General features: G+C 68.8%; 18 protein-coding genes and 1 tRNA gene. 8 read left to right on the top strand and 11 right to left on the bottom strand.

Going from position 1 to position 17,504, the window contains the following annotated elements; all coding sequences use genetic code 11:
- The first annotated feature begins 151 nt into the window (after positions 1 to 151).
- Positions 152 to 814 carry an EipA family protein gene (locus CS1GBM4_RS11540; RefSeq protein WP_186418869.1) on the top strand — a complete coding sequence of 221 codons (663 nt, stop codon included), beginning with the start codon at positions 152 to 154 and terminating at the stop codon, positions 812 to 814.
- A gap of 28 nt (positions 815 to 842) precedes the next feature.
- On the opposite strand, the gene CS1GBM4_RS11535 is transcribed toward CS1GBM4_RS11540, so the two are convergent.
- The 6 genes from CS1GBM4_RS11535 to CS1GBM4_RS11510 all read right to left on the bottom strand — a co-directional run bounded on the left by CS1GBM4_RS11535 (position 843) and on the right by CS1GBM4_RS11510 (position 3,451).
- Positions 843 to 1,046 carry a hypothetical protein gene (locus CS1GBM4_RS11535; protein ID WP_186418868.1) on the bottom strand — a complete coding sequence of 68 codons (204 nt, stop codon included), beginning with the start codon at positions 1,044 to 1,046 and terminating at the stop codon, positions 843 to 845.
- Complete coding sequence (locus tag CS1GBM4_RS11530) at positions 1,043 to 1,249, bottom strand: hypothetical protein (RefSeq protein ID WP_186418867.1); 207 nt, start codon at positions 1,247 to 1,249, stop codon at positions 1,043 to 1,045. Before CS1GBM4_RS11530 ends, CS1GBM4_RS11535 begins: the two co-directional genes overlap by 4 nt.
- Positions 1,250 to 1,367: 118 nt before the next feature.
- Positions 1,368 to 1,442 (bottom strand) — tRNA-Val (locus CS1GBM4_RS11525).
- A gap of 36 nt (positions 1,443 to 1,478) precedes the next feature.
- Positions 1,479 to 2,177: an HAD family hydrolase gene (locus CS1GBM4_RS11520; protein WP_186418866.1), complete on the bottom strand. Its 699-nt coding sequence runs from the start codon at positions 2,175 to 2,177 to the stop codon at positions 1,479 to 1,481.
- 60 nt (positions 2,178 to 2,237) lie between these two features.
- On the bottom strand, positions 2,238 to 2,738 hold the full coding sequence (locus CS1GBM4_RS11515; RefSeq protein WP_186418865.1) for a PIN domain-containing protein: 501 nt from the start codon (positions 2,736 to 2,738) through the stop codon (positions 2,238 to 2,240).
- Complete coding sequence (locus tag CS1GBM4_RS11510) at positions 2,735 to 3,451, bottom strand: hypothetical protein (protein ID WP_186418864.1); 717 nt, start codon at positions 3,449 to 3,451, stop codon at positions 2,735 to 2,737. The genes CS1GBM4_RS11515 and CS1GBM4_RS11510 overlap by 4 nt, the downstream gene beginning before the upstream one ends.
- Positions 3,452 to 3,676: 225 nt before the next feature.
- Here CS1GBM4_RS11510 and CS1GBM4_RS11505 point away from each other — a divergent pair, with 225 nt between their 5' ends.
- The 4 genes from CS1GBM4_RS11505 (at position 3,677) to CS1GBM4_RS11490 (ending at position 6,982) form a co-directional block, all read left to right on the top strand.
- Positions 3,677 to 4,009, top strand: coding sequence for a hypothetical protein (locus tag CS1GBM4_RS11505; protein ID WP_244607195.1), 333 nt, complete (start codon positions 3,677 to 3,679; stop codon positions 4,007 to 4,009).
- 165 nt (positions 4,010 to 4,174) lie between these two features.
- On the top strand, positions 4,175 to 5,626 hold the full coding sequence (locus CS1GBM4_RS11500) for an NAD-dependent succinate-semialdehyde dehydrogenase (protein WP_186418862.1): 1,452 nt from the start codon (positions 4,175 to 4,177) through the stop codon (positions 5,624 to 5,626).
- Positions 5,623 to 6,333 (top strand): ribose-5-phosphate isomerase RpiA, encoded by a 711-nt coding sequence (rpiA, locus tag CS1GBM4_RS11495; RefSeq protein ID WP_186418861.1) that lies wholly within the window; start codon positions 5,623 to 5,625, stop codon positions 6,331 to 6,333. Before CS1GBM4_RS11500 ends, rpiA begins: the two co-directional genes overlap by 4 nt.
- Positions 6,334 to 6,487: 154 nt before the next feature.
- Positions 6,488 to 6,982, top strand: coding sequence for a DUF2059 domain-containing protein (locus tag CS1GBM4_RS11490; protein WP_186418860.1), 495 nt, complete (start codon positions 6,488 to 6,490; stop codon positions 6,980 to 6,982).
- Between the two features lie 182 nt (positions 6,983 to 7,164).
- Here the strand turns inward: CS1GBM4_RS11490 and CS1GBM4_RS11485 are convergent, their stop codons facing one another.
- The 4 genes from CS1GBM4_RS11485 to CS1GBM4_RS11470 all read right to left on the bottom strand — a co-directional run bounded on the left by CS1GBM4_RS11485 (position 7,165) and on the right by CS1GBM4_RS11470 (position 11,675).
- The gene (locus tag CS1GBM4_RS11485) at positions 7,165 to 8,589 is read right to left on the bottom strand and encodes an APC family permease (protein ID WP_186418859.1); all 1,425 of its coding nucleotides are present in this window, start codon (positions 8,587 to 8,589) and stop codon (positions 7,165 to 7,167) included.
- Between the two features lie 108 nt (positions 8,590 to 8,697).
- A complete protein-coding gene (locus CS1GBM4_RS11480) occupies positions 8,698 to 10,197 on the bottom strand; it encodes a tripartite tricarboxylate transporter permease (protein ID WP_186418858.1) in 1,500 nt (499 codons plus the stop codon).
- 19 nt (positions 10,198 to 10,216) lie between these two features.
- Positions 10,217 to 10,696, bottom strand: a complete 480-nt coding sequence (locus tag CS1GBM4_RS11475) for a tripartite tricarboxylate transporter TctB family protein (RefSeq protein ID WP_186418857.1) — start codon at positions 10,694 to 10,696, stop codon at positions 10,217 to 10,219.
- Between the two features lie 94 nt (positions 10,697 to 10,790).
- Positions 10,791 to 11,675 (bottom strand): tripartite tricarboxylate transporter substrate binding protein, encoded by an 885-nt coding sequence (locus tag CS1GBM4_RS11470; RefSeq protein ID WP_244607193.1) that lies wholly within the window; start codon positions 11,673 to 11,675, stop codon positions 10,791 to 10,793.
- A gap of 287 nt (positions 11,676 to 11,962) precedes the next feature.
- On the opposite strand from CS1GBM4_RS11470, the gene CS1GBM4_RS11465 reads away from it, so the two are divergent.
- Together CS1GBM4_RS11465 and gor are read left to right on the top strand one after the other, a co-directional pair.
- A complete protein-coding gene (locus CS1GBM4_RS11465; protein ID WP_186418855.1) occupies positions 11,963 to 13,249 on the top strand; it encodes an O-antigen ligase family protein in 1,287 nt (428 codons plus the stop codon).
- Positions 13,242 to 14,615: a glutathione-disulfide reductase gene (gene gor, locus CS1GBM4_RS11460; protein ID WP_186418854.1), complete on the top strand. Its 1,374-nt coding sequence runs from the start codon at positions 13,242 to 13,244 to the stop codon at positions 14,613 to 14,615. Before CS1GBM4_RS11465 ends, gor begins: the two co-directional genes overlap by 8 nt.
- Positions 14,616 to 14,666: 51 nt before the next feature.
- Here gor and CS1GBM4_RS11455 read toward each other — a convergent pair whose 3' ends face one another.
- The gene (locus CS1GBM4_RS11455) at positions 14,667 to 15,695 is read right to left on the bottom strand and encodes an esterase (RefSeq protein ID WP_186418853.1); all 1,029 of its coding nucleotides are present in this window, start codon (positions 15,693 to 15,695) and stop codon (positions 14,667 to 14,669) included.
- A gap of 417 nt (positions 15,696 to 16,112) precedes the next feature.
- Between CS1GBM4_RS11455 and CS1GBM4_RS11450 the strand changes: the two genes are divergently transcribed.
- The gene (locus CS1GBM4_RS11450) at positions 16,113 to 17,498 is read left to right on the top strand and encodes a 3-deoxy-7-phosphoheptulonate synthase class II (RefSeq protein ID WP_186418852.1); all 1,386 of its coding nucleotides are present in this window, start codon (positions 16,113 to 16,115) and stop codon (positions 17,496 to 17,498) included.
- Positions 17,499 to 17,504 lie beyond the last annotated feature (6 nt).

Here is a 17,504-nt window from a genome sequence, read left to right as displayed (position 1 = left end):
CACGGCCCGGTGGCGATCGATGCGGCATTGCGGGTCGTCACGGAACCTCGATCAGGATATGCATGGCGCAGCGGGGCTCCTCGCCCCTTCCTGTCTCTGCATGGACCGTATCGCCCTTGCCGTTCAACTCTCTCCCGGAGCTGCCGGCCTGATGCGTGCGTTCCGCCTCGTCCGGAGCTGGCCTGCGCTGCGCGTTCTGCTGGCGGCGCTGCTGGTCCTCGCGCCGCTCTTCGCGCAGGCGCAGGCGCCGGAGGGGGATATTCGGGCTGGGCAGCTGCCGACGACCTCGCGGCAGGACATCGTCCGCCTGGTCGAGGGCGTGTTCGACACCGCCTCCAGGACGGTCAGCATCCCGATCGAGCGCTCGCTCGCGCTCTTCGGCGAGCCGAACGCCTATATCGTCGGCGGCGAGCTCAGCGGCTCCTTCGTGCTCGGCGGGCGGCACGGCAGCGGCGAATTGCGCTTCTCCGACGGAAACCCGATCCCGGTCAGCTGGTCGGCGCTCTCGGTCGGCATCGGCCTCGGCGCCGATTACGGCCGGGTGATCATGCTGGTCTACGGGCTCGACCGCAGGGAGGACGTGTTCGGCACCTATGCCAGCCTCGGCGGCAGCGCCCATTTCCTCGCCGGCGCCAACGCCACCATCCTGGCCTCGCCCCGAGCCCGGATCGTGCTGATCTCCTCCGGCCTCGGCCTGCGCTTCTCCGGCGATCTCAGCCGCATCGTCGTCGAGCCCGCGGGCGCGACGGAGCAACTGCGCCCGCCGGGCCGGATCTGCGCCACGCCGGCCGACTGCGCGCCGCCCGGCCGCTGACGGCTTCCCGATCGACCGGCGCCGAGACTCAACGCCGGGCGAGGAGGCGGTGGGCCGTGGCATGCAGGTCGTCGAGCTGGCCGGCGATGTCGAGCGCGATCAGGCCCATCTCGCGCGCGTCCGCGCAGCGACGGACATGGAGCGGCTCCGACCAGAGCACGCAGCCGCGGCCGAAGGGCAGGGCGATGCTGGCCTTGTCCCAATTGTCGAGCTCGAGGCGCGCGCTGGTCACGGCGGCGAAGAGGTAGATCGGCCGGCCCGTGGCGCGCGCGAGCCCCCGTGCCAGGTCAGCGCGATGAAGGGCTCGCGGCTGCGCTCCCACGGCCTCGCCCCCGGGATCGCCGGCTTGAAGCGGGTCGTCCGCTTCACGAAATCCAGATAGGCGTGCAGGGCGCGGCCGGCGAACGCCGCCGACTGCCCATTGCCGAAACGCATGATCCTGTCTCCACGGTGGCCCCGGTGGAGGGATCGGCGCGTCGGCTTGCTCGAACATTGCGCGGTCGTGCGCTCGCTCCGCTCAGCGCGCCGACGAATCGTCAAATCGGAAAGGGAATGGTGGGCGGCACAGGGATCGAACCTGTGACCCCTCCCGTGTGAAGGGAGTGCTCTACCGCTGAGCTAGCCGCCCGGACCGCGCTGTTCCTAGTGGCGCGCGCCCGCGCCGTCAAGAATGCGCAGCGAGGACCGGCTCGCGCCCGACCAGCCGGCGCACGGAATCGGGCAGTTCGCTGAAATGCTGGATCACCAGATCGGGCGCCAGCGCCTCGACCGGCACGTCGGTATAGCCGAACGGCACGCAGATCACCGGAATCCCGGCGGCGCGGGCCGTGTTCACGTCGGTGCGGGAATCGCCGATCATCACTGCACGCGCGGGGTCGGCGCCGGCCTGCGCGATCGTCTCGGTCAGATGCCGCGGATCGGGCTTGCAGAAGGCGAAGCTGTCGCGGCCGGCGATCGCGGCGAAGCGCTCGCTCAACCCGAAATGGTCGAGGAACAGCCGGGTGTGGCGAAGCGGCTTGTTGGTGCAGACGGCGAAGACGAAGCCGTCGGCGGCGAGCTCGTCGAGCGCTTCGCCGACCCCTTCATGGATGAAGCTGCTGCCCGCGACGCCGTCGGCATAGATGCCGAGGAAGGTCTCGAAAAGCTGCTCCAGCCGGTCGGCCTCGAGCGGGCGGCCGCTGACCTTGAAGCCGCGTTCGATCAGGGCGCGCGCTCCGGCCCCGACCAGTTCTCGCGCCCGCTCGACCGGCAGCGCCGCGAGCCCCTCCTGTTCGAGGATGACGTTGAGCGTGCGCATGATGTCGGGAGCGGTCTCGGCGAGGGTGCCGTCGAGATCGAAGACGACGATCGGGGGAGGCGACATGATCCATCCTGTAGCGTGGTCACCCGCATAAAGGCCGGGAGACACGGCTTGGCAAGCCGTTTAGACGCCCTCAAAGGCACCTTGTGGATCTTCTGGCGGAAGCGGCAGATCGTCGATCCAGATGATGTCGATTCCGCTGTCTCGGAGATGTATGCGCAGACCGTAGTCGTCGGTACAAATAGCTTTAGCCCTACGCACTTTGGCTGTTGCGGCGATCATCGCGTCGTATTTCATCTTGACACGCCATCCGGGCAGTCGTTCCGCAGGAGGAATACGGTCCTGTGCTCTTTTGATCATTTCGCCGGTCTCGATAGCGATTACAGCATCGAACGGCTGGACTGTGAAAAAGCGGCTTTGGATAAGAGTGGCAACGATCTCTTCGATGCGCTCGATCCGTCCGGCGACGATCTCCGCTACAACTGGCGCTGGAATGACAAGCTCGGTCTTCTGCCGAGTTAGTTCTTGGATGAAGAATTCGACGCGCTCACGGCCTCGATCGAGGTGAGGCATTGCGCCGGGATCCAGGAGCAGCACAAGAAAGTTCGCATCGACTACGATCATGCGCGCCTTAGTTCGTGGATCAGATCAATAGCCTTCTGCGCGGAGCCCTCCGGAAGCAGGCTGCCTGCATGACGGAGCACGTCATCAAGGGGCTTGTCGTCAAGCGGTACAAAGCCGGCGACATCCAAATGCTCCAGGCACCACTGTCCCTCTGCATTGCGGCGCCATCGTCCGCGACCCGAAAGGCGCACGTGGCGGTGAAAATGATTGCCGAGTTCACGCGCCAGTTCCGCGCGAACCACGATCCGGCCAATCAGCCCCTCTTCATCGTCCAGACCTACAGAGACATCGTCGCCATTACCCTGTAGGCGGACCAAACGTCCTTGAATCGTCGTCTCTTGCCTCAGTGGACCAATCGGCTTCGACAGTGGCGCTGCTCCGGGAAAGGGAATGACCTCGCCGCCCGGAAGCTTGAGCGTGGCGCTTGCGCCGTCCTTCCCTAGCCGCTCGTTCAGTCGGAGCCACGCGGCTAGCGCATCGTTGGGACCTTCGCCCAGCGCAGCGCTTCGCACGCGCGGACCCACAAGAGGCCGCGCCTCCTGGTCGACGGCCACCGCGAGCTCGATGCTCCCGGCCTGTATACGATCGAGATGGACGTGCTCCTTCGAACCGAGAAGCTGAGCGAGATCGCTCAGATAATCGGCCAGTCTCGCCATCGGCAGCGTCTCAGGCGTGAAGCCTGCGAGGTGAAATGTGTACTGGGCTGCAGTCATCCCGGCTCCTATGGCGGAGCTTTGCCATTGGAAGCACCATGAAGGAGCGACCTTAAGCGAGCCTTGCACGCCACGATGGCAAGAGCGAGTCATAAAGGTGATCGGCGCCGAGCAGCATGATAGCCTCCGCCCGAATCGTCGAAAAGGGTCGTAGCGGTGCCGAGACTGTCGAGCTGTTCCGGAAGCTCCTTTGGCCGTTTCCTTGTCCGGGCGCTCGGCGCCGGCCTGTTCGCGGTCCCGGCTCTCGGGGCGGCGCTCGCCGCGCCCTTCGAGTTCGCGCCGGCGCCGCAGACCGACCTCAACCGCGTCTATCGCATCGACAAGGCGACCGGCGAGGTCGGCGCCTGCCAGTTCCAGCTCAAGGAGGGTGGCGTCGGCGTCACCGTCTGCTTCCCGGCCGGGGAGGGCGCAGGCCCGCAGGCGCCGAGCGACTACGTGCTCGTTCCCTCGCGCCATGAGCGCGAAGGCGGCATCTTCCGCGCCAATGTCCGCACCGGCGAGCTCAGCGTCTGCTACGTCTTCGACGACAAGGTCGTCTGCACGCCCATGGCGAAGTAGCGCTGGCGCCAGCGGCCCGCTCGAGAACCCGCAGCCCTCGTCCTGAGGACATTTTAGAGCAGGCTCTGATCCTGCACCGCCGGCATGCGGCGTTTTGCTATCGGCAAGCGCTCGCGCCGCGTGCTAGAGCGCCGGCAACCCCCATTCACGACCGCCGAGGCTCGCATGCTCACCCTCAAGGATCCCTCGCTCCTTCGTTCGCAATGCCATGTCGACGGCGCCTGGATCGGGGAGGGCGTCGATCCGGTCGAGAATCCGGCGACGGGGGAGGTCCTGGCCAAGGTGCCGCGCTTCGGTGCCGACGAGACCACCGCCGCGGTCGAGGCCGCCGCGCGCGCCTTCAAGCCCTGGGCGCGCAAGAGCGCCAAGGAGCGCTCGCTCATCCTGCGCAGATGGTTCGAGCTGATCATGGCGAACCAGGAGGATCTGGCGCAGATCATGACGGCCGAGCAGGGCAAGCCGCTGGCCGAGGCGCGCGGCGAGGTCGCCTACGCCGCCTCCTTCGTCGAGTTCTACGCGGAGGAGGCCAAGCGCATCTATGGCGAGACCATTCCCTCGCCCTTCCCGAATTCGCGCATCATCGTCGCCAAGCAACCGGTCGGCGTCTGTGCCGCGATCACCCCCTGGAATTTCCCGGCGGCGATGATCACCCGCAAATGCGCGCCCGGCCTGGCGGCGGGCTGCACCTTCGTGGTCAAGCCGGCGCCCGACACCCCGCTGACGGCGCTGGCCCTGGTCGCGCTCGCCGAGCGGGCCGGCTTCCCCCAGGGCGTCCTCAACATCGTCACCGGCGACGCGGTCGCGATCGGCGGCGTGATGACCGCCCATCCGGCGGTGCGCTTCATCGGCTTCACCGGCTCGACTCCGGTCGGCAAGCTCTTGATGCAGCAGGCGGCCGCCACCGTGAAGAAGGTCGGGCTCGAGCTCGGCGGCAACGCGCCCTTCATCGTCTTCGACGATGCCGACCTCGACAGGGCGGTCGAGGGCGCGATCATCGCCAAGTTCCGCAATATGGGGCAGACCTGCGTCTGCACCAACCGGCTCTTCGTCCAGGACGGCATCCATGACGATTTCGTCGCGAAGTTCGCCGGCGAGGTCGCGAGGATGAAGGTCGGCAACGGCGCCGAGGTCGGCGTCGTGCAGGGGCCGCTGATCAACGCGCGCGCGGTCGAGAAGGTCGAGCGCCATGTCGCCGACGCGGTCGCCCACGGTGCGAAGGTGATGGTCGGTGGCCGGCGCCATGCGCTCGGGCGCACCTTCTACGAGCCGACCGTGCTCGCCGGCGTCACCACGCGGATGCTGGTGACGCGCGAGGAGACCTTCGGCCCGATCGCGCCGGTCTACCGTTTCAAGAGCGAGGACGAGGTCGTCGCGATGGCGAACGACACGCCCTTCGGCCTGGCGGCCTATTTCTACACGAAGGATCTCGGCCGCGCCTTCCGTGTCGCCGAGGAGCTCGAATACGGCATGGTCGGCGTCAACTCGGCCATTCTCGGCACCGAGGTCGCGCCCTTCGGCGGCGTCAAGGAATCCGGCCTCGGCCGCGAGGGCTCGCTCCACGGCATCGAGGAGTTCGTCGAGATCAAGTACATGCTGATGGGTGGGCTCGGCGCGTGAGCGAGGATCTCAAGAAGGCCGCCGCGCTGGCGGCGCTGGAGCTGGTGCGGCCGGGCATGCGGCTCGGCCTCGGCACCGGATCGACCGCGAAGCACTTCGTCGACGGGCTCGGCGCCAGGGTGGCGGCGGGACTGGAGGTCGTCTGCGTCGCGACCTCGGAGGCCACGCAGGCGCAGGCGATCAGCCTGTCGATCCCGATGTCGACGCTCGACCAGACGCCGGAGCTCGACCTCACCGTCGACGGCGCCGACGAGCTCGACAGCGCCTTGCGGCTGATCAAGGGCGGCGGCGCCGCGCTGCTGCGCGAGAAGATCGTCGCCGCCGCCTCGAAGCGCATGATCGTCATCGCCGACACCGGCAAGCAGGTCGAGACGCTCGGCCGCTTCCCGCTGCCGATCGAGGTCGTGCCCTTCGGATTGGAGGCGACGCGCCGGGCGGTCGCGGCCGCCATCGCCTCGGCGGGCGCGCATGGCGAGCTCGTCCTGCGCCGCCGCCCCGACGGCTCGACGCTCCTGACCGATGGCGGCCATTACATCCTCGATGCCCATCTCGGCCGGATCGAGCTGCCGGAGGTTCTGGCGCTGGCGCTCAGCCAGGTGCCCGGCGTGGTCGAGCACGGCCTTTTCCTCGGCCTCGCGACGGCAGCCTTTCTCGCCGGTGCCGACGGCGTGCGCGTCCTCGGCGATCCTGCCGCCGAGCGCCGCTGACGGCCGACCGCGCTGCATGTTCCCGTCGCAAAAGTGGTTTCCACTTTTGCGGAACATGCTCTAAGAGCGGCCGGCGGCTGCGCCCGGTCAGGGACGTTGCCGCGCAAAACAATGGAATCGCCGCATTCCGGACGATCGACGAAGGGGTAACCGCATGATCCGTCACAGCCTGGCAGGCGCGCTTCTCTCGCTGGCGTTGTTCGCCGTGCCCGCGCTGGCGCAGCAGGCGCCGACGCCGGAGCACCTCAAGGCCGCCCGCGAAGTGGTGATCTCCTCCGGCCTGTCGCAGTCCTTCGAGTCGATCTACGCCGAGTTCGTCGCCGGCGTCCGGCAGAACATCGGCGCGACCCGGCCGGAGCTGAAGAAGGACATGGACGAGGTCCTGACCGCGCTCAAGGCGGAGGCCGATCTGCGCCGCGACGAGATCGTCGACTCCTCGGCCCGCATCTTCGCCAGCAAGATGACGGAGGCCGATCTGAAGGAGGTCGCCGCCTTCTTCAACTCGCCGGTCGGCCAGCGCTACAACTCCTATCGCCCGCAGGTGATCGACGAGATCTTCGCGCTGCTGCAGCCCTGGAGCACGGCGACCAGCAACCGCCTCTACGACCTCTTCCAGGCCGAGATGCGCAAGCGCGGCCACCAGCTCTGAGCCGCAGGCCCCGTCAACGAGACAAGGCCGCCGGGTGAACCGGCGGCCTTGTCCATTTCGGCCAAGAGCCGGATCCGATCAGATTGACTCGATCTGATCGGTGAATCCGTCTCTCACTTTCAGCTTGGAGACCGCTTTACCGATCTGCTTGCGGTGCAAGCCGATCGGAACGGGCTCAAGCCTCAGTTCACCGGGCCGTGCCCGCCGATATCCTCCATGGTCGGCTCGCTCGGACGCACGCCGGCGGCGCGGTTGACCATGATCGTGACCAGCCAGAGCACGATGCCGATCCCGACCAGGACGCCGGCGATCTTGTACTGGACCGGGTCGCGCCCGGTCCACGGGCCGGCGAAGAAGGCGCAGAAGGCCGCGCCCAGCACCGGCAGCAGCGTCGGCGTGCGGAAGTGCTCGTGCTCGACCCTGTCCTTGCGCAGCATCAGCACCGCGATGTTGACGACGGTGAAGACGCAGAGCAGCAGCAGCGCGGTGGTGCCGCCGAGCGCCGGAACCTCGCCGACGAAGGTGATCAGCGCGAAGGCGAGCAGCGTCGTGAAGGCGATCGCGACATAAGGCGTGCGCCGGGTCGCGTGCACCTTGCCGAGCGCCGGCGGCAGCACGTGCTCGCGGCTCATGCCGTAGACCAGCCGGCTCGCCATCAGCATGTTGATCAGGGCGCTGTTGGCGACGGCGAACATGGTGATGAAGCCGAAAATCCAGATCGGGAAGTTCGGCGCGCCGGCCGCCACCACCTTGAGCAGCGGCGTCTCGCCCTCGCCGAGCTGCTCGGGTGAGACCAGCGTGATCGCCGAGATCGAGACCAGCACGTAGATCGCGCCGGTGATGACCAGGCCGGCGAGCAGGATCTTCGGAAAGATTCGTGTCGGGTCCTTGGTCTCCTCGGCCATGTTGACCGAGTCCTCGAAGCCGACCATGGCGAAGAAGGCGAGGGTGGTCGCCGCGATCACCGGCCAGAACAGGCCGCCGTCGCCCGCCGGCTTGAACTGGGTGATGCGCGAGACGTCGCCCTGGCCGGCGGCGATCGCCCACAGGCCGACGAAGATCACGATCAGCAGGCCGGTCAGCTCGACGCAGGTCAGCACCACATTGGCCTTCACGCTCTCGCCGACACCGCGCAAGTTCACCGCCGCCACGATCGCCATGAAGGCGAGGCCGAGGAGAGTGATGCCGATGCCTCCGGCGAGGTTGAGCCCGAACGCGCTAGACATATTGGCGGCGAAAGCGCGCGAGGCGGTCGAGGCCGAGGTGATGCCCGAGCACATCACCGCGAAGGCGACGATGAAGGTGATGAAATGGACGCCGAATGCCTTGTGCGCATAGAGCGCCGCGCCGGCGGCGCGCGGATACTTGGTGACGAGCTCGAGATAGCTGAACGCCGTGATCATCGCGACCACGAAGGCGACCAGGAAGGGCAGCCAGACCACGCCGCCGACCTGCTTCGCCACCTGCCCGGTGAGCGCGTAGATGCCGGTGCCCAGAATGTCGCCGACGATGAAGAGCAGCAGCAGCCAGGGGCCCATCACGCGGTGGAGGCTCGGCTCGGCGGCTTTGCTCTGGACGGCGGACGGAGACAGCGTCGTATCGCTCATGGTTCATCCTCGCTCGACAGGCCGCGGGGCCGGTGAAGGGGAGAACACAGTCACGCCATAATGGTTCGGGCGCAACCGGGGCGTGCGCGCCGGTTGCGCCTCCCGCGATCAGTCCTCGGCCGCCTTGAAGCGGTTCAGCCCCTTCATCACGAAGGGCGCGACGAGGGCGATGAAGGCGATGCCGAGCAATGTCGCCGAGCCCGGATTCTCCAGCAGGATCATCGGGTCGCCGAGGCTGATCTGCAGCGCCCGCCTGAGCTGCGCCTCCGCCATCGGGCCGAGGATGAGCCCCACCACCATGGGCGCGACCGGATAGTCGTAGCGCCGCATGAGATAGCCGAGATAGCCGAAGGCGAAGAGCATGCCGAGCTCGACCGGCGAGCTGTTGACAGCGAGCGTGCCCATCGTCGCGAAGACGAGGATGCCGGCATAGAGCCAGGGCTGCGGCACGGCGAGCAGCTTCACCCACAGCCCGATCAGCGGCAGGTTCAGGATCACCAGCATGACGTTGGCGACGAACAGCGAGGCGATCAGGCCCCAGACCAGGTCCGGCTTCTCGGCGAAGAGCAGCGGGCCGGGGTTGAGCCCGTATTGCTGGAAGCCGGCGAGCATGATCGCCGCGGTCGCCGAAGTCGGCAGGCCGAGCGTCAGGAGCGGCACCAGCGTGCCGGCCGCGGAGGCGTTGTTGGCGGCTTCGGGTCCTGCCACGCCCTCGATCGCGCCCTTGCCGAACTCGTCCGGGTATTTGCAGAGCTTCTTTTCGGTCGAATAGGACAGGAAGGTCGGCACCTCGGCGCCGCCGGCCGGCAGCGCGCCGATCGGGAAGCCATAGGCCGTGCCGCGCAGCCAGGGCGCCCAGGAGCGCTTCCAGTCCTGCTTGCTCATCCAGAGCGAGCCCTTGATCGGGATGATCTCCTCCGGCTCGCGGAAGCGCTTGGAGGCGACGTAGAACGCCTCGCCCACCGCGAACAGGCCGACCGCGAGCGTCGTCACCTCGACGCCGTTGAGCAGCTCCGGAACGCCGAAGGTCAGCCGCGCCTGGCCGGTCAGCTTGTCGATGCCGATCAGGCCGAGGGTGATGCCGACGAACAGGCTGGTGAGCCCGCGCAGGGGGGAATCGCCGAAGGTCGCCGACACGGTGACGAAGGCGACGATCATCAGGGCGAAATAGTCCCACGGCCCGAACTTCACCGCGATTTCGACCAGCCATGGCGCCAGGAAGGCGAGGCCGATCGTGGCGATCAGGCCGGCGACGAAGGAGCCGATCGCCGAGGTCGCCAGGGCCGGGCCGCCGCGGCCGGCCTTCGCCATCTTCGAGCCTTCGAGCGCGGTCGCGAGCGAGGCGCTCTCGCCCGGCGCGTTGAGCAGGATGGCGGTGGTCGAACCGCCATACATGCCGCCATAGTAGATGCCGGCGAACATGATCAGCGAGCCGGCCGGGTCGAGCTTGAAGGTGACCGGCAGCAGGAGCGCGACGGTCAGCGCCGGGCCGATGCCCGGCAGCACGCCGACGGCGGTGCCGAGGAAGACGCCGACCAGGCAGAACAGCAGCTTCGAGGGCTCGAAGGCGACGCTGAAGCCGTTCAGCAGGGCAAGCAGAGTGTCCATGGTGTACCCGCCTTCGGCTTCAGAGGAAGAGCTGCTCGAACGGACCCGACGGCAGGATCAGCGTCAGGAGCTTGGCGAAGACCAGGAAGATGACGAGCCCGAGCACGAAGCCGATGATCGCATCGACGAGGAAGGCGCGGCGCCCGAAGCCGCGGGCGGTGCAGGCGAAGACCAGCGTGGTCGCCAGTACGAAGCCGCCGCCGAGCGCGATCGAGGCGATCAGCCCGGCGAGGCCGGCCGCGATCCAGAGCAGCGCGCTGCGGTCGGCCTCCTCCGGCCGGGGCAGCCCTTCGCGAAAGGCCACCACGAGATGCGCCAGCCCGAGCACGACGAGGCCGGCGCAGACGACATAGGGCATCGCCGTCGGCCCCAGGCCGTAATTCGAGGTGATCGTCTGGGTCGAGGCGTCGTAGCCGACGATCGCGGCGACGGCGAGCAGCAGCAGCCCGACGAGGAGGGCCGGCTTGTCCGGTCGGTGCGCGAGGGGCTCCTGGCTCATTTCGGCGATCCGTCATTGCCCGCCGCGTCGCGGCCGGGAGAGGAAAAAACGGGGCCGGTTTCCCGGCCCCGCGATCAGTCTTGCCGCTGTCGGCTCACTTCACCAGGCCGACCTCGGTCATGACCTTGGAGACGCGGGCGATCTCTTCCTTCAGGAAGCCCTCGAAGGCGGCGCCGGCGAGATAGGCGTCGTCCCAGCCGCGGGCCTTCAGGATCTCCTGCCATTCCTTCGACTTGACCATCTTGTCGGTGGCGTCGACCAGCGCCTTGGTCTGGTCGGCCGAGAGGCCGGGAGGCGCCACGACCGAGCGCCAGTTGAGCAGCTCGAGATCGATGCCCTGCTCCTTCAGCGTCGGCGCGTCGGGAGCATTCGCGAGGCGCTTCGCGGAGGAGACGGCGAGCACGCGCAGCTTGCCGGCCTTGATCTGGCCTTCGAACTCGCCGTAGCCGGAGATGCCGGCGGTGACGCGGCCGCCGAGCATCGCGGCCAGCGCCTCGCCGCCGCCCGAGAACGGGATGTAGTTGATCTTCTTGGCGTCGGCGCCGACGGCCTGGGCGAACAGTGCCGCCAGGATATGGTCGGTGCCGCCGGCCGAGCCGCCGGCCCAGGTCACCTTGGCGGGATCGGCCTTGAGGCGCTCGGCGAGATCCTTGGCGGTCTTCAGCGGGGAATCGGCCGGAACGACGATCACCTCCGCCTCGGCGGTCAGGCGCGCGATCGGCGTCACCTGGGTCAGGTTCACCGGTGACTTGTTGAGCAGGATGGCGCCGACCATGACGAAGCCGTTGACCATCAGCTGGTGGCCGTCGCCCTTGGCGCCGATCAGCTGCGCGAGGCCGATCGTGCCGCCGGCGCCCGTGACGTTGGTGACCTGGACGCTCTTGGCGATGCCCGCCGCCGTCAGCGCCTGCTGCATCGAGCGGGCGGTGCCGTCCCAGCCGCCGCCGGGCGCGGCCGGGGCCATGATCTTCAGTTCCATCTGGGCGAACGCCGCCGTGGTGAGGCCTGCGAGAGCGACGGCGGCCACGGCCCCGCGCTTGAAGAAGGACGTGAGCATAGTTACCTCCCCGGTGGCGCGCTCGATGCGCCGATTGTTGACGCTCGCCTGTGGCACTGCATCGGACCGCGGATCAATTGCGCCCGATTGCATAATCACAAGTCAAGATGTTTCGCTTTGACGCCTCGCGGGCGCATGACATTCGACGAATGGCCGCCATCGGCGCAAACCTCTAGGCGGCCCATCCGCCATCGCGTAAGCCGGCGCCCATGAGTCCGATCCCACCGTCAGCCCATCCCGATCTGCTGCCCGGCGCGGGCGAGCGAGGGGCGAGCCGGGCCCTTCGCGCGGTCGGCGAGGCCTGCCTCGTTCTGATGCCGCTCGCCATGTGGCTGGCGAACCGCTCCGCCCCGCTGATGCTCGGCCTCGCCGCCGCCGCCTTCCTCGGTGCGGCCCTGCTGACCGGGCCCGCCGCCGCGATCGCCGCCCGCCTGCGCCGCCTGCTCGCCGCCATGCCGGCGCCCATCGTCGCCGCCTTCCTCGCCTGGGCCCTGGTCTCGATCGGCTGGAGCCATCGGCCGCCGTCGTCGCTGCAGGCCTGGGGCGAGCTCGTCTTGCCGGTGGTCCTCGCTCTGGCGATCGCCGTATCCGGCCAGTGGCGGCCGGCGCCGCGCCTGCTGCGCGCGCTCGCTCTGGCGATCATCGTCGCGGCGGCGCTGGTGATGGTCGAGCTCGCTTCGGGGCTGTCGCAGCGCGCGGCGCTGGGCACCGGCAAGATGATGGCCTTCGTCTTCAATCGTCCGGCCATCGTCCTGCTGCTGCTCGCGGTTCCGACCGTCCATGGCCTCTGGTCGCGGCCGGCCGGCTGGCCGGATCGAGCCCTCGCGGCGCTGCTGGCGGCCGTCGTCCTCGTTTTCGTCTTCCGCTCCGAGAGCGAGGCCGCCAAGCTCGGCGCGCTGGTGCTGATGCTGTGCTGGACCCTCGCCGCCCTGGCGCCGCGCCTCGCTCTCGCGGCGACCGCGCTCGCCTTCGTCCTGACCATGGCGCTCGCTCCGGTGCTCGGTCCGATGGCCGAGCGGCTCGTGCCGTCCTTCGTGCTCGATCGTCTCGACGTGATGAGCGCCCGGGCCCGGATCGACATCTGGGACAGCTTCGGCGAGGTGGCGCGGGCGCGGCCGATCGCCGGCGCCGGCTTCGGCACCTCCGCGACCATGCACGAGCACGAGGTCGCGGCCGAGGTCTCCGCGGCGCACAGGACGCTGCTGGGGGTGGGGCATCCGCACGATATGCCGCTGCAGGCCTGGGCGGAGACCGGCGCGATCGGCGCCGGGCTGCTGACGCTCGCGGGTCTTCTGCTGCTCGCCGGCCTGCGCCGCCGGCCGGCGCCGGAGCTGGCGCCGCGGCTCGCCTTGTTCGCCGCGGCGTTCGCGATCGCCGCCGTCGGGCACGGCGCCTGGCAGGGCTGGTGGATCGCCGCGCTCGGAGCCGCCATTCTCTGGTTCGGCAGCGATGCCACGATCGACGCCGCGCCGCGGCAGGGAGACCATCATGGCTGAGTTCGACGTCGACCTCTTCGTCATCGGCGCGGGATCGGGCGGCACGCGCGCCGCGCGCATCGCCGCCGGCCACGGCGCCCGGGTCATGATCGCGGAAGAGGACCGTATCGGCGGCACCTGCGTCGTCCGCGGCTGCGTGCCCAAGAAGCTCTTCGTCTATGCCAGCCGCTTCGCCGACGAGTTCGAGGATGCCGCCGGCTTCGGCTGGAAGCTCGCCAGGCCGGTCTTTGACTGGCCGACGCTGCGCGACGCCGTCGCCCGCGAGGTGACGCGGCTCTCCGGCCTCTACCGCAAGGGCCTCGACGGCGCCGGCGTCGCGATCAGGGAGGAACGCGCCGTCGTCGCCGGGCCGCACGAGGTCAGGCTCCAGCAGAGCGGGCAGACGATCCGCGCCCGCCACATCCTCGTCGCCACAGGCGGGCGTCCCGCCTTCGAGCCGCCGATCCCCGGCGGCGAGCTCGGCATCTCCTCCAACGAGATCTTCCATCTTCCCAGCCTGCCGCGGCGCATGCTGGTGGTCGGCGGCGGCTATATCGCGCTCGAATTCGCCAGCGTCTTCGCCCGCCTGGGCGTCGCCGTCACCCTGCTGCACCGTGGCGATAACGTCCTGCGCGGCTTCGACGAGGACCTGCGCACCCGTCTGCGCGATGCGCTCGGCCATGCCGGCATCGCCCTGCGCCTCGGCTGCACGGTCGATCGCATCGAGTTGCTGCCTAACGGCACGCGCCGGGCCCATTGCGCCCATGGCGCGCCGATCGATGCCGACGTCGTCCTCGTCGCCACCGGCCGCCGCCCGAACACGGCCGGGCTCGGCCTCGAGGCCGCCGGCGTCAAGCTCGGCCCGACCGGGCAGGTCCTGGTCGATGCCGCCTCGCTGTCCAGCGTCCCGTCGATCGCCGCGGTCGGCGACGTCACCGACCGGGTCAACCTGACTCCGGTCGCGATCCGCGAGGGCCACGCCTTCGCCGACTCGACCTTCGGCGGCAAGCCGTGGACGGTCGACCATACGCTCGTCGCCTCGGCCGTCTTCACCACGCCCGAGCTCGGCACGGTCGGCCTCACCGAGCAGCAGGCGCTCGCCGCCGGCCGCGAGCTGCGCATCTTCGAGACCGGATTCCGCCCGATGAAGGCGACGATCTCGGGCCGCGACGAGCGCATCTACATGAAGCTCGTCGTCGATGCGCAGACCGATCGGGTGATCGGCGTCCACATGCTCGGCCACGATGCCGGCGAGATCGCCCAGTCGGTCGCCATCGCCGTCACCATGGGCGCGACCAAGGCCGATTTCGACCGCACCATCGCCCTGCATCCGAGCGCCGCGGAAGAGCTCGTCACCATGCGCACGCCGCGCAAGAGCGTGCTCTGACGCGAGCGCCGCGAGCGCGAGCGGGGGACGGCGCGCAGACGCGCGGGCGCGCTATCTGTAGAGCCCCTTCTTCGCCAGCCAGTCCTGGATCAGCTGCGCTACGGCGAGGTTGTTCTTGTCCATCATCAGCATGTGCGAGTTGCCCTTGATGCCGACGGCGGGCAGGTTGACGACCTCGACCGAGCCGCCCGCCGCCGTGATCTTGTCGCCGAAATCGGTCGCGGTCCTGCGGATCGCCGGCCAGCGCGAATCCTGCTCGATATAGTCGCCGAACACCATCAGCACCGGGATGTCCTTCAGCGCCGCGGCCTTGGCCGGATCGCCGATGCCGGCCGGCTCGACCGCGATCAGCGCCTTGACCTTGTCCGGCCGCGCCTGTGCCACCTTGAAGCCGAACTGTCCGGACTGGCTGTGGAACGAGATCACGCAGGGGCAGACCCTGTCGACCTCGGCGATATAGGCATCGATGATCATCTGATCGGTCGAGGTCCAGCGCGGCACGATCTGCTTGACGAAGTTGTCGTAGCCCTCGGCCGGGAACTGGCTGCCGGGCAGGTATCTGCGCTTGCCCGCGTCGGCGTCGTAGCCGCCGGCCGCGCCGATGCGGAAGCGCTCGAACGGGTTCGCCGTGGTCAGGAACAGCGGCTCGCCGGGGATCACGTCGGGATACATCGCCCAGCCGGAGCGGCCGCGCTCGACGGCGTCGGAATTGTAGACCGCCCAGCCCTTGCGCAGGAAGAATTCGAGCCAGCCCTGGCGCCCGTCGGGCGTCGTCTCATAGTTGACCCCGGTCATGCCGCCGCCATGCCAGAGCAGCAGCGGGACGCTGCCGCGCTCGTTCTGCGGCAGGAAGTACTGAACATACATCTGCCCTGTCTGGTAGGTGCCGTTCGGGTCGACGCGGGCGGGCGTGCCCCCCGGCGTGAACACGACATCCTTCACCTGTCGGCCGGAGATCTCGACCAGCTTGCCGCCGACATGGAAGGAGCCCATCGCCCGCAGGCTGATCGGCTCCTGCGCCTGCGCCGCCCCGAGGCCGCAGGCCAGGCCGAAAGCGGCCGCCAGAACGTGACGTCTCATGATCCCTCCCGTCGCCGTGATCGGCGTTGTTGGTCGCGGGCAGTTTCGCTCGCACCGCCCGGCCGAGACAACGGCCTCTGGAAGCGCCTGTGAAATGCAAATGCCGGGACGATTGATCCGCCTTTCGCATCAACGGGCACCGTCGCGCGCTCACCCGACCGCCGATCGCTGATCGGGCTCCGGGCCCGGTTGAATCAGGTTCGAAGCGCCTTGAACCGGCATGGCAAAGCCCGGAATCGGTTTGACAGCCGGCCGCGCCATCTCCCTGGCGGGACTCGCTCTTTCGGGCTGCGGCATGGCGGCGGGCACGCTCCGCGCCACGATGGTGGTCAGCGGCCGCCCGCGGGTGTATAGGCCGGCCGTCGCGCCCGAACGAGGTCAAGGCTGGCGCGGCGCGTGAAATCAGGAGCAATACCCATGTCCGAGCGGTGGACGCCCGACAGCTGGAGGGCAAAGCCCGTCCAGCAGATGCCGGATTATCCGGATCAGGCAGCCTTGAAGGCGGTGGAGCAGCAGCTCGCCGGCTTTCCGCCGCTGGTTTTTGCAGGCGAGGCGCGCAAGCTCAAACGGGCGTTGGGCAAGGTCGCGGCCGGCGAGGCCTTCCTGCTTCAGGGCGGCGACTGCGCGGAGAGCTTCGCCGAGCATTCCGCCGACAATATCCGCGACTTCTTCCGGCTGTTCCTGCAGATGGCGGTGGTCCTGACCTTCGCCGGCGGTTCGCCGGTGGTGAAGGTCGGCCGCATCGCCGGCCAGTTCGCCAAGCCGCGTTCGGCCCCGAACGAGACGATCGGCGAGGTCGAGCTGCCGAGCTACAAGGGCGACATCATCAACGACATCGCCTTCACCGGCGAGGCGCGCATCCCCGATCCGCGCCGCCAGCTCGAGGCTTACCGGCAGTCGGCCGCGACGCTCAACCTGCTGCGCGCCTTCGCGACCGGCGGCTACGCCAATCTCGACAACGCGCATCGCTGGATGCTCGGCTTCGTCAAGGACAGCCCGCAGTCGCACCGCTATCAGGAGCTCGGCGACCGGATCACCGAGTCGCTCGACTTCATGCGCGCCATCGGCATCGACCCGGAAGCGCATCCGGAGACGCGCACCACCGAGTTCTACACCAGCCACGAGGCCCTGCTGCTCGGCTACGAGCAGGCGCTGACCCGCGTCGACTCGACCACCGGCGACTGGTACGCCACCTCCGGCCACATGGTCTGGATCGGCGACCGCACGCGCCAGCTCGACCATGCCCATGTCGAGTATTTCCGCGGCATCCGCAATCCGATCGGCCTGAAATGCGGCCCGTCGCTGAAGCCGGACGAGCTCCTGAAGCTGATCGAGGTGCTCGATCCGCAGAACCAGCCCGGCCGCCTGACCCTGATCGGCCGCTTCGGCGCCGACAAGGTCTTCGACCATCTGCCGGCGCTGGTGCGCGCCACCAAGCGGGAAGGGCGCAACGTCGTGTGGTCGTGCGATCCGATGCACGGCAACACGGTCAAGGCGGCGAGCGGCTACAAGACCCGGCCCTTCGACCTGATCCTGAGCGAGGTGAAGAACTTCTTCGCCGTCCACCAGGCGGAAGGGACGCATGCCGGCGGCCTGCATCTCGAGATGACCGGCAAGAACGTCACCGAATGCACCGGCGGCGCCCGCGGCATGACCGATGCCGATCTCAACGACCGCTACCACACGGTCTGCGATCCGCGCCTCAACGCCGAGCAGGCGCTGGAGCTCGCCTTCCTCGTCGCCGACCTGCTCAAGCGCGAGCGCGCCGGCCGGACCCGGCCGGAGGTCGAAGCGGCCGAGTGAGCCGCG

Source organism: Allobosea sp. CS1GBMeth4, assembly GCF_900185715.1.
GTDB lineage: Bacteria > Pseudomonadota > Alphaproteobacteria > Rhizobiales > Beijerinckiaceae > Allobosea.
This window is presented reverse-complemented; position numbering and strand designations above follow the sequence as displayed.

Excerpts from the sequence above, each read along its gene's own strand:
- CS1GBM4_RS11540 (WP_186418869.1), top strand. The coding sequence starts at position 152 with ATGCGTGCGTTCCGCCTCGTCCGGAGCTGGCCTGCGCTGCGCGTTCTG.
- CS1GBM4_RS11530 (WP_186418867.1), bottom strand. The coding sequence starts at position 1,249 with ATGCGTTTCGGCAATGGGCAGTCGGCGGCGTTCGCCGGCCGCGCCCTG.
- CS1GBM4_RS11520 (WP_186418866.1), bottom strand. The coding sequence starts at position 2,177 with ATGTCGCCTCCCCCGATCGTCGTCTTCGATCTCGACGGCACCCTCGCC.
- CS1GBM4_RS11515 (WP_186418865.1), bottom strand. The coding sequence starts at position 2,738 with ATGATCGTAGTCGATGCGAACTTTCTTGTGCTGCTCCTGGATCCCGGC.
- CS1GBM4_RS11510 (WP_186418864.1), bottom strand. The coding sequence starts at position 3,451 with ATGACTGCAGCCCAGTACACATTTCACCTCGCAGGCTTCACGCCTGAG.
- CS1GBM4_RS11500 (WP_186418862.1), top strand. The coding sequence starts at position 4,175 with ATGCTCACCCTCAAGGATCCCTCGCTCCTTCGTTCGCAATGCCATGTC.
- CS1GBM4_RS11490 (WP_186418860.1), top strand. The coding sequence starts at position 6,488 with ATGATCCGTCACAGCCTGGCAGGCGCGCTTCTCTCGCTGGCGTTGTTC.
- CS1GBM4_RS11485 (WP_186418859.1), bottom strand. The coding sequence starts at position 8,589 with ATGAGCGATACGACGCTGTCTCCGTCCGCCGTCCAGAGCAAAGCCGCC.
- CS1GBM4_RS11480 (WP_186418858.1), bottom strand. The coding sequence starts at position 10,197 with ATGGACACTCTGCTTGCCCTGCTGAACGGCTTCAGCGTCGCCTTCGAG.
- CS1GBM4_RS11475 (WP_186418857.1), bottom strand. The coding sequence starts at position 10,696 with ATGAGCCAGGAGCCCCTCGCGCACCGACCGGACAAGCCGGCCCTCCTC.
- CS1GBM4_RS11470 (WP_244607193.1), bottom strand. The coding sequence starts at position 11,675 with ATGGAACTGAAGATCATGGCCCCGGCCGCGCCCGGCGGCGGCTGGGAC.
- CS1GBM4_RS11465 (WP_186418855.1), top strand. The coding sequence starts at position 11,963 with ATGAGTCCGATCCCACCGTCAGCCCATCCCGATCTGCTGCCCGGCGCG.
- gor (WP_186418854.1), top strand. The coding sequence starts at position 13,242 with ATGGCTGAGTTCGACGTCGACCTCTTCGTCATCGGCGCGGGATCGGGC.
- CS1GBM4_RS11455 (WP_186418853.1), bottom strand. The coding sequence starts at position 15,695 with ATGAGACGTCACGTTCTGGCGGCCGCTTTCGGCCTGGCCTGCGGCCTC.
- CS1GBM4_RS11450 (WP_186418852.1), top strand. The coding sequence starts at position 16,113 with ATGTCCGAGCGGTGGACGCCCGACAGCTGGAGGGCAAAGCCCGTCCAG.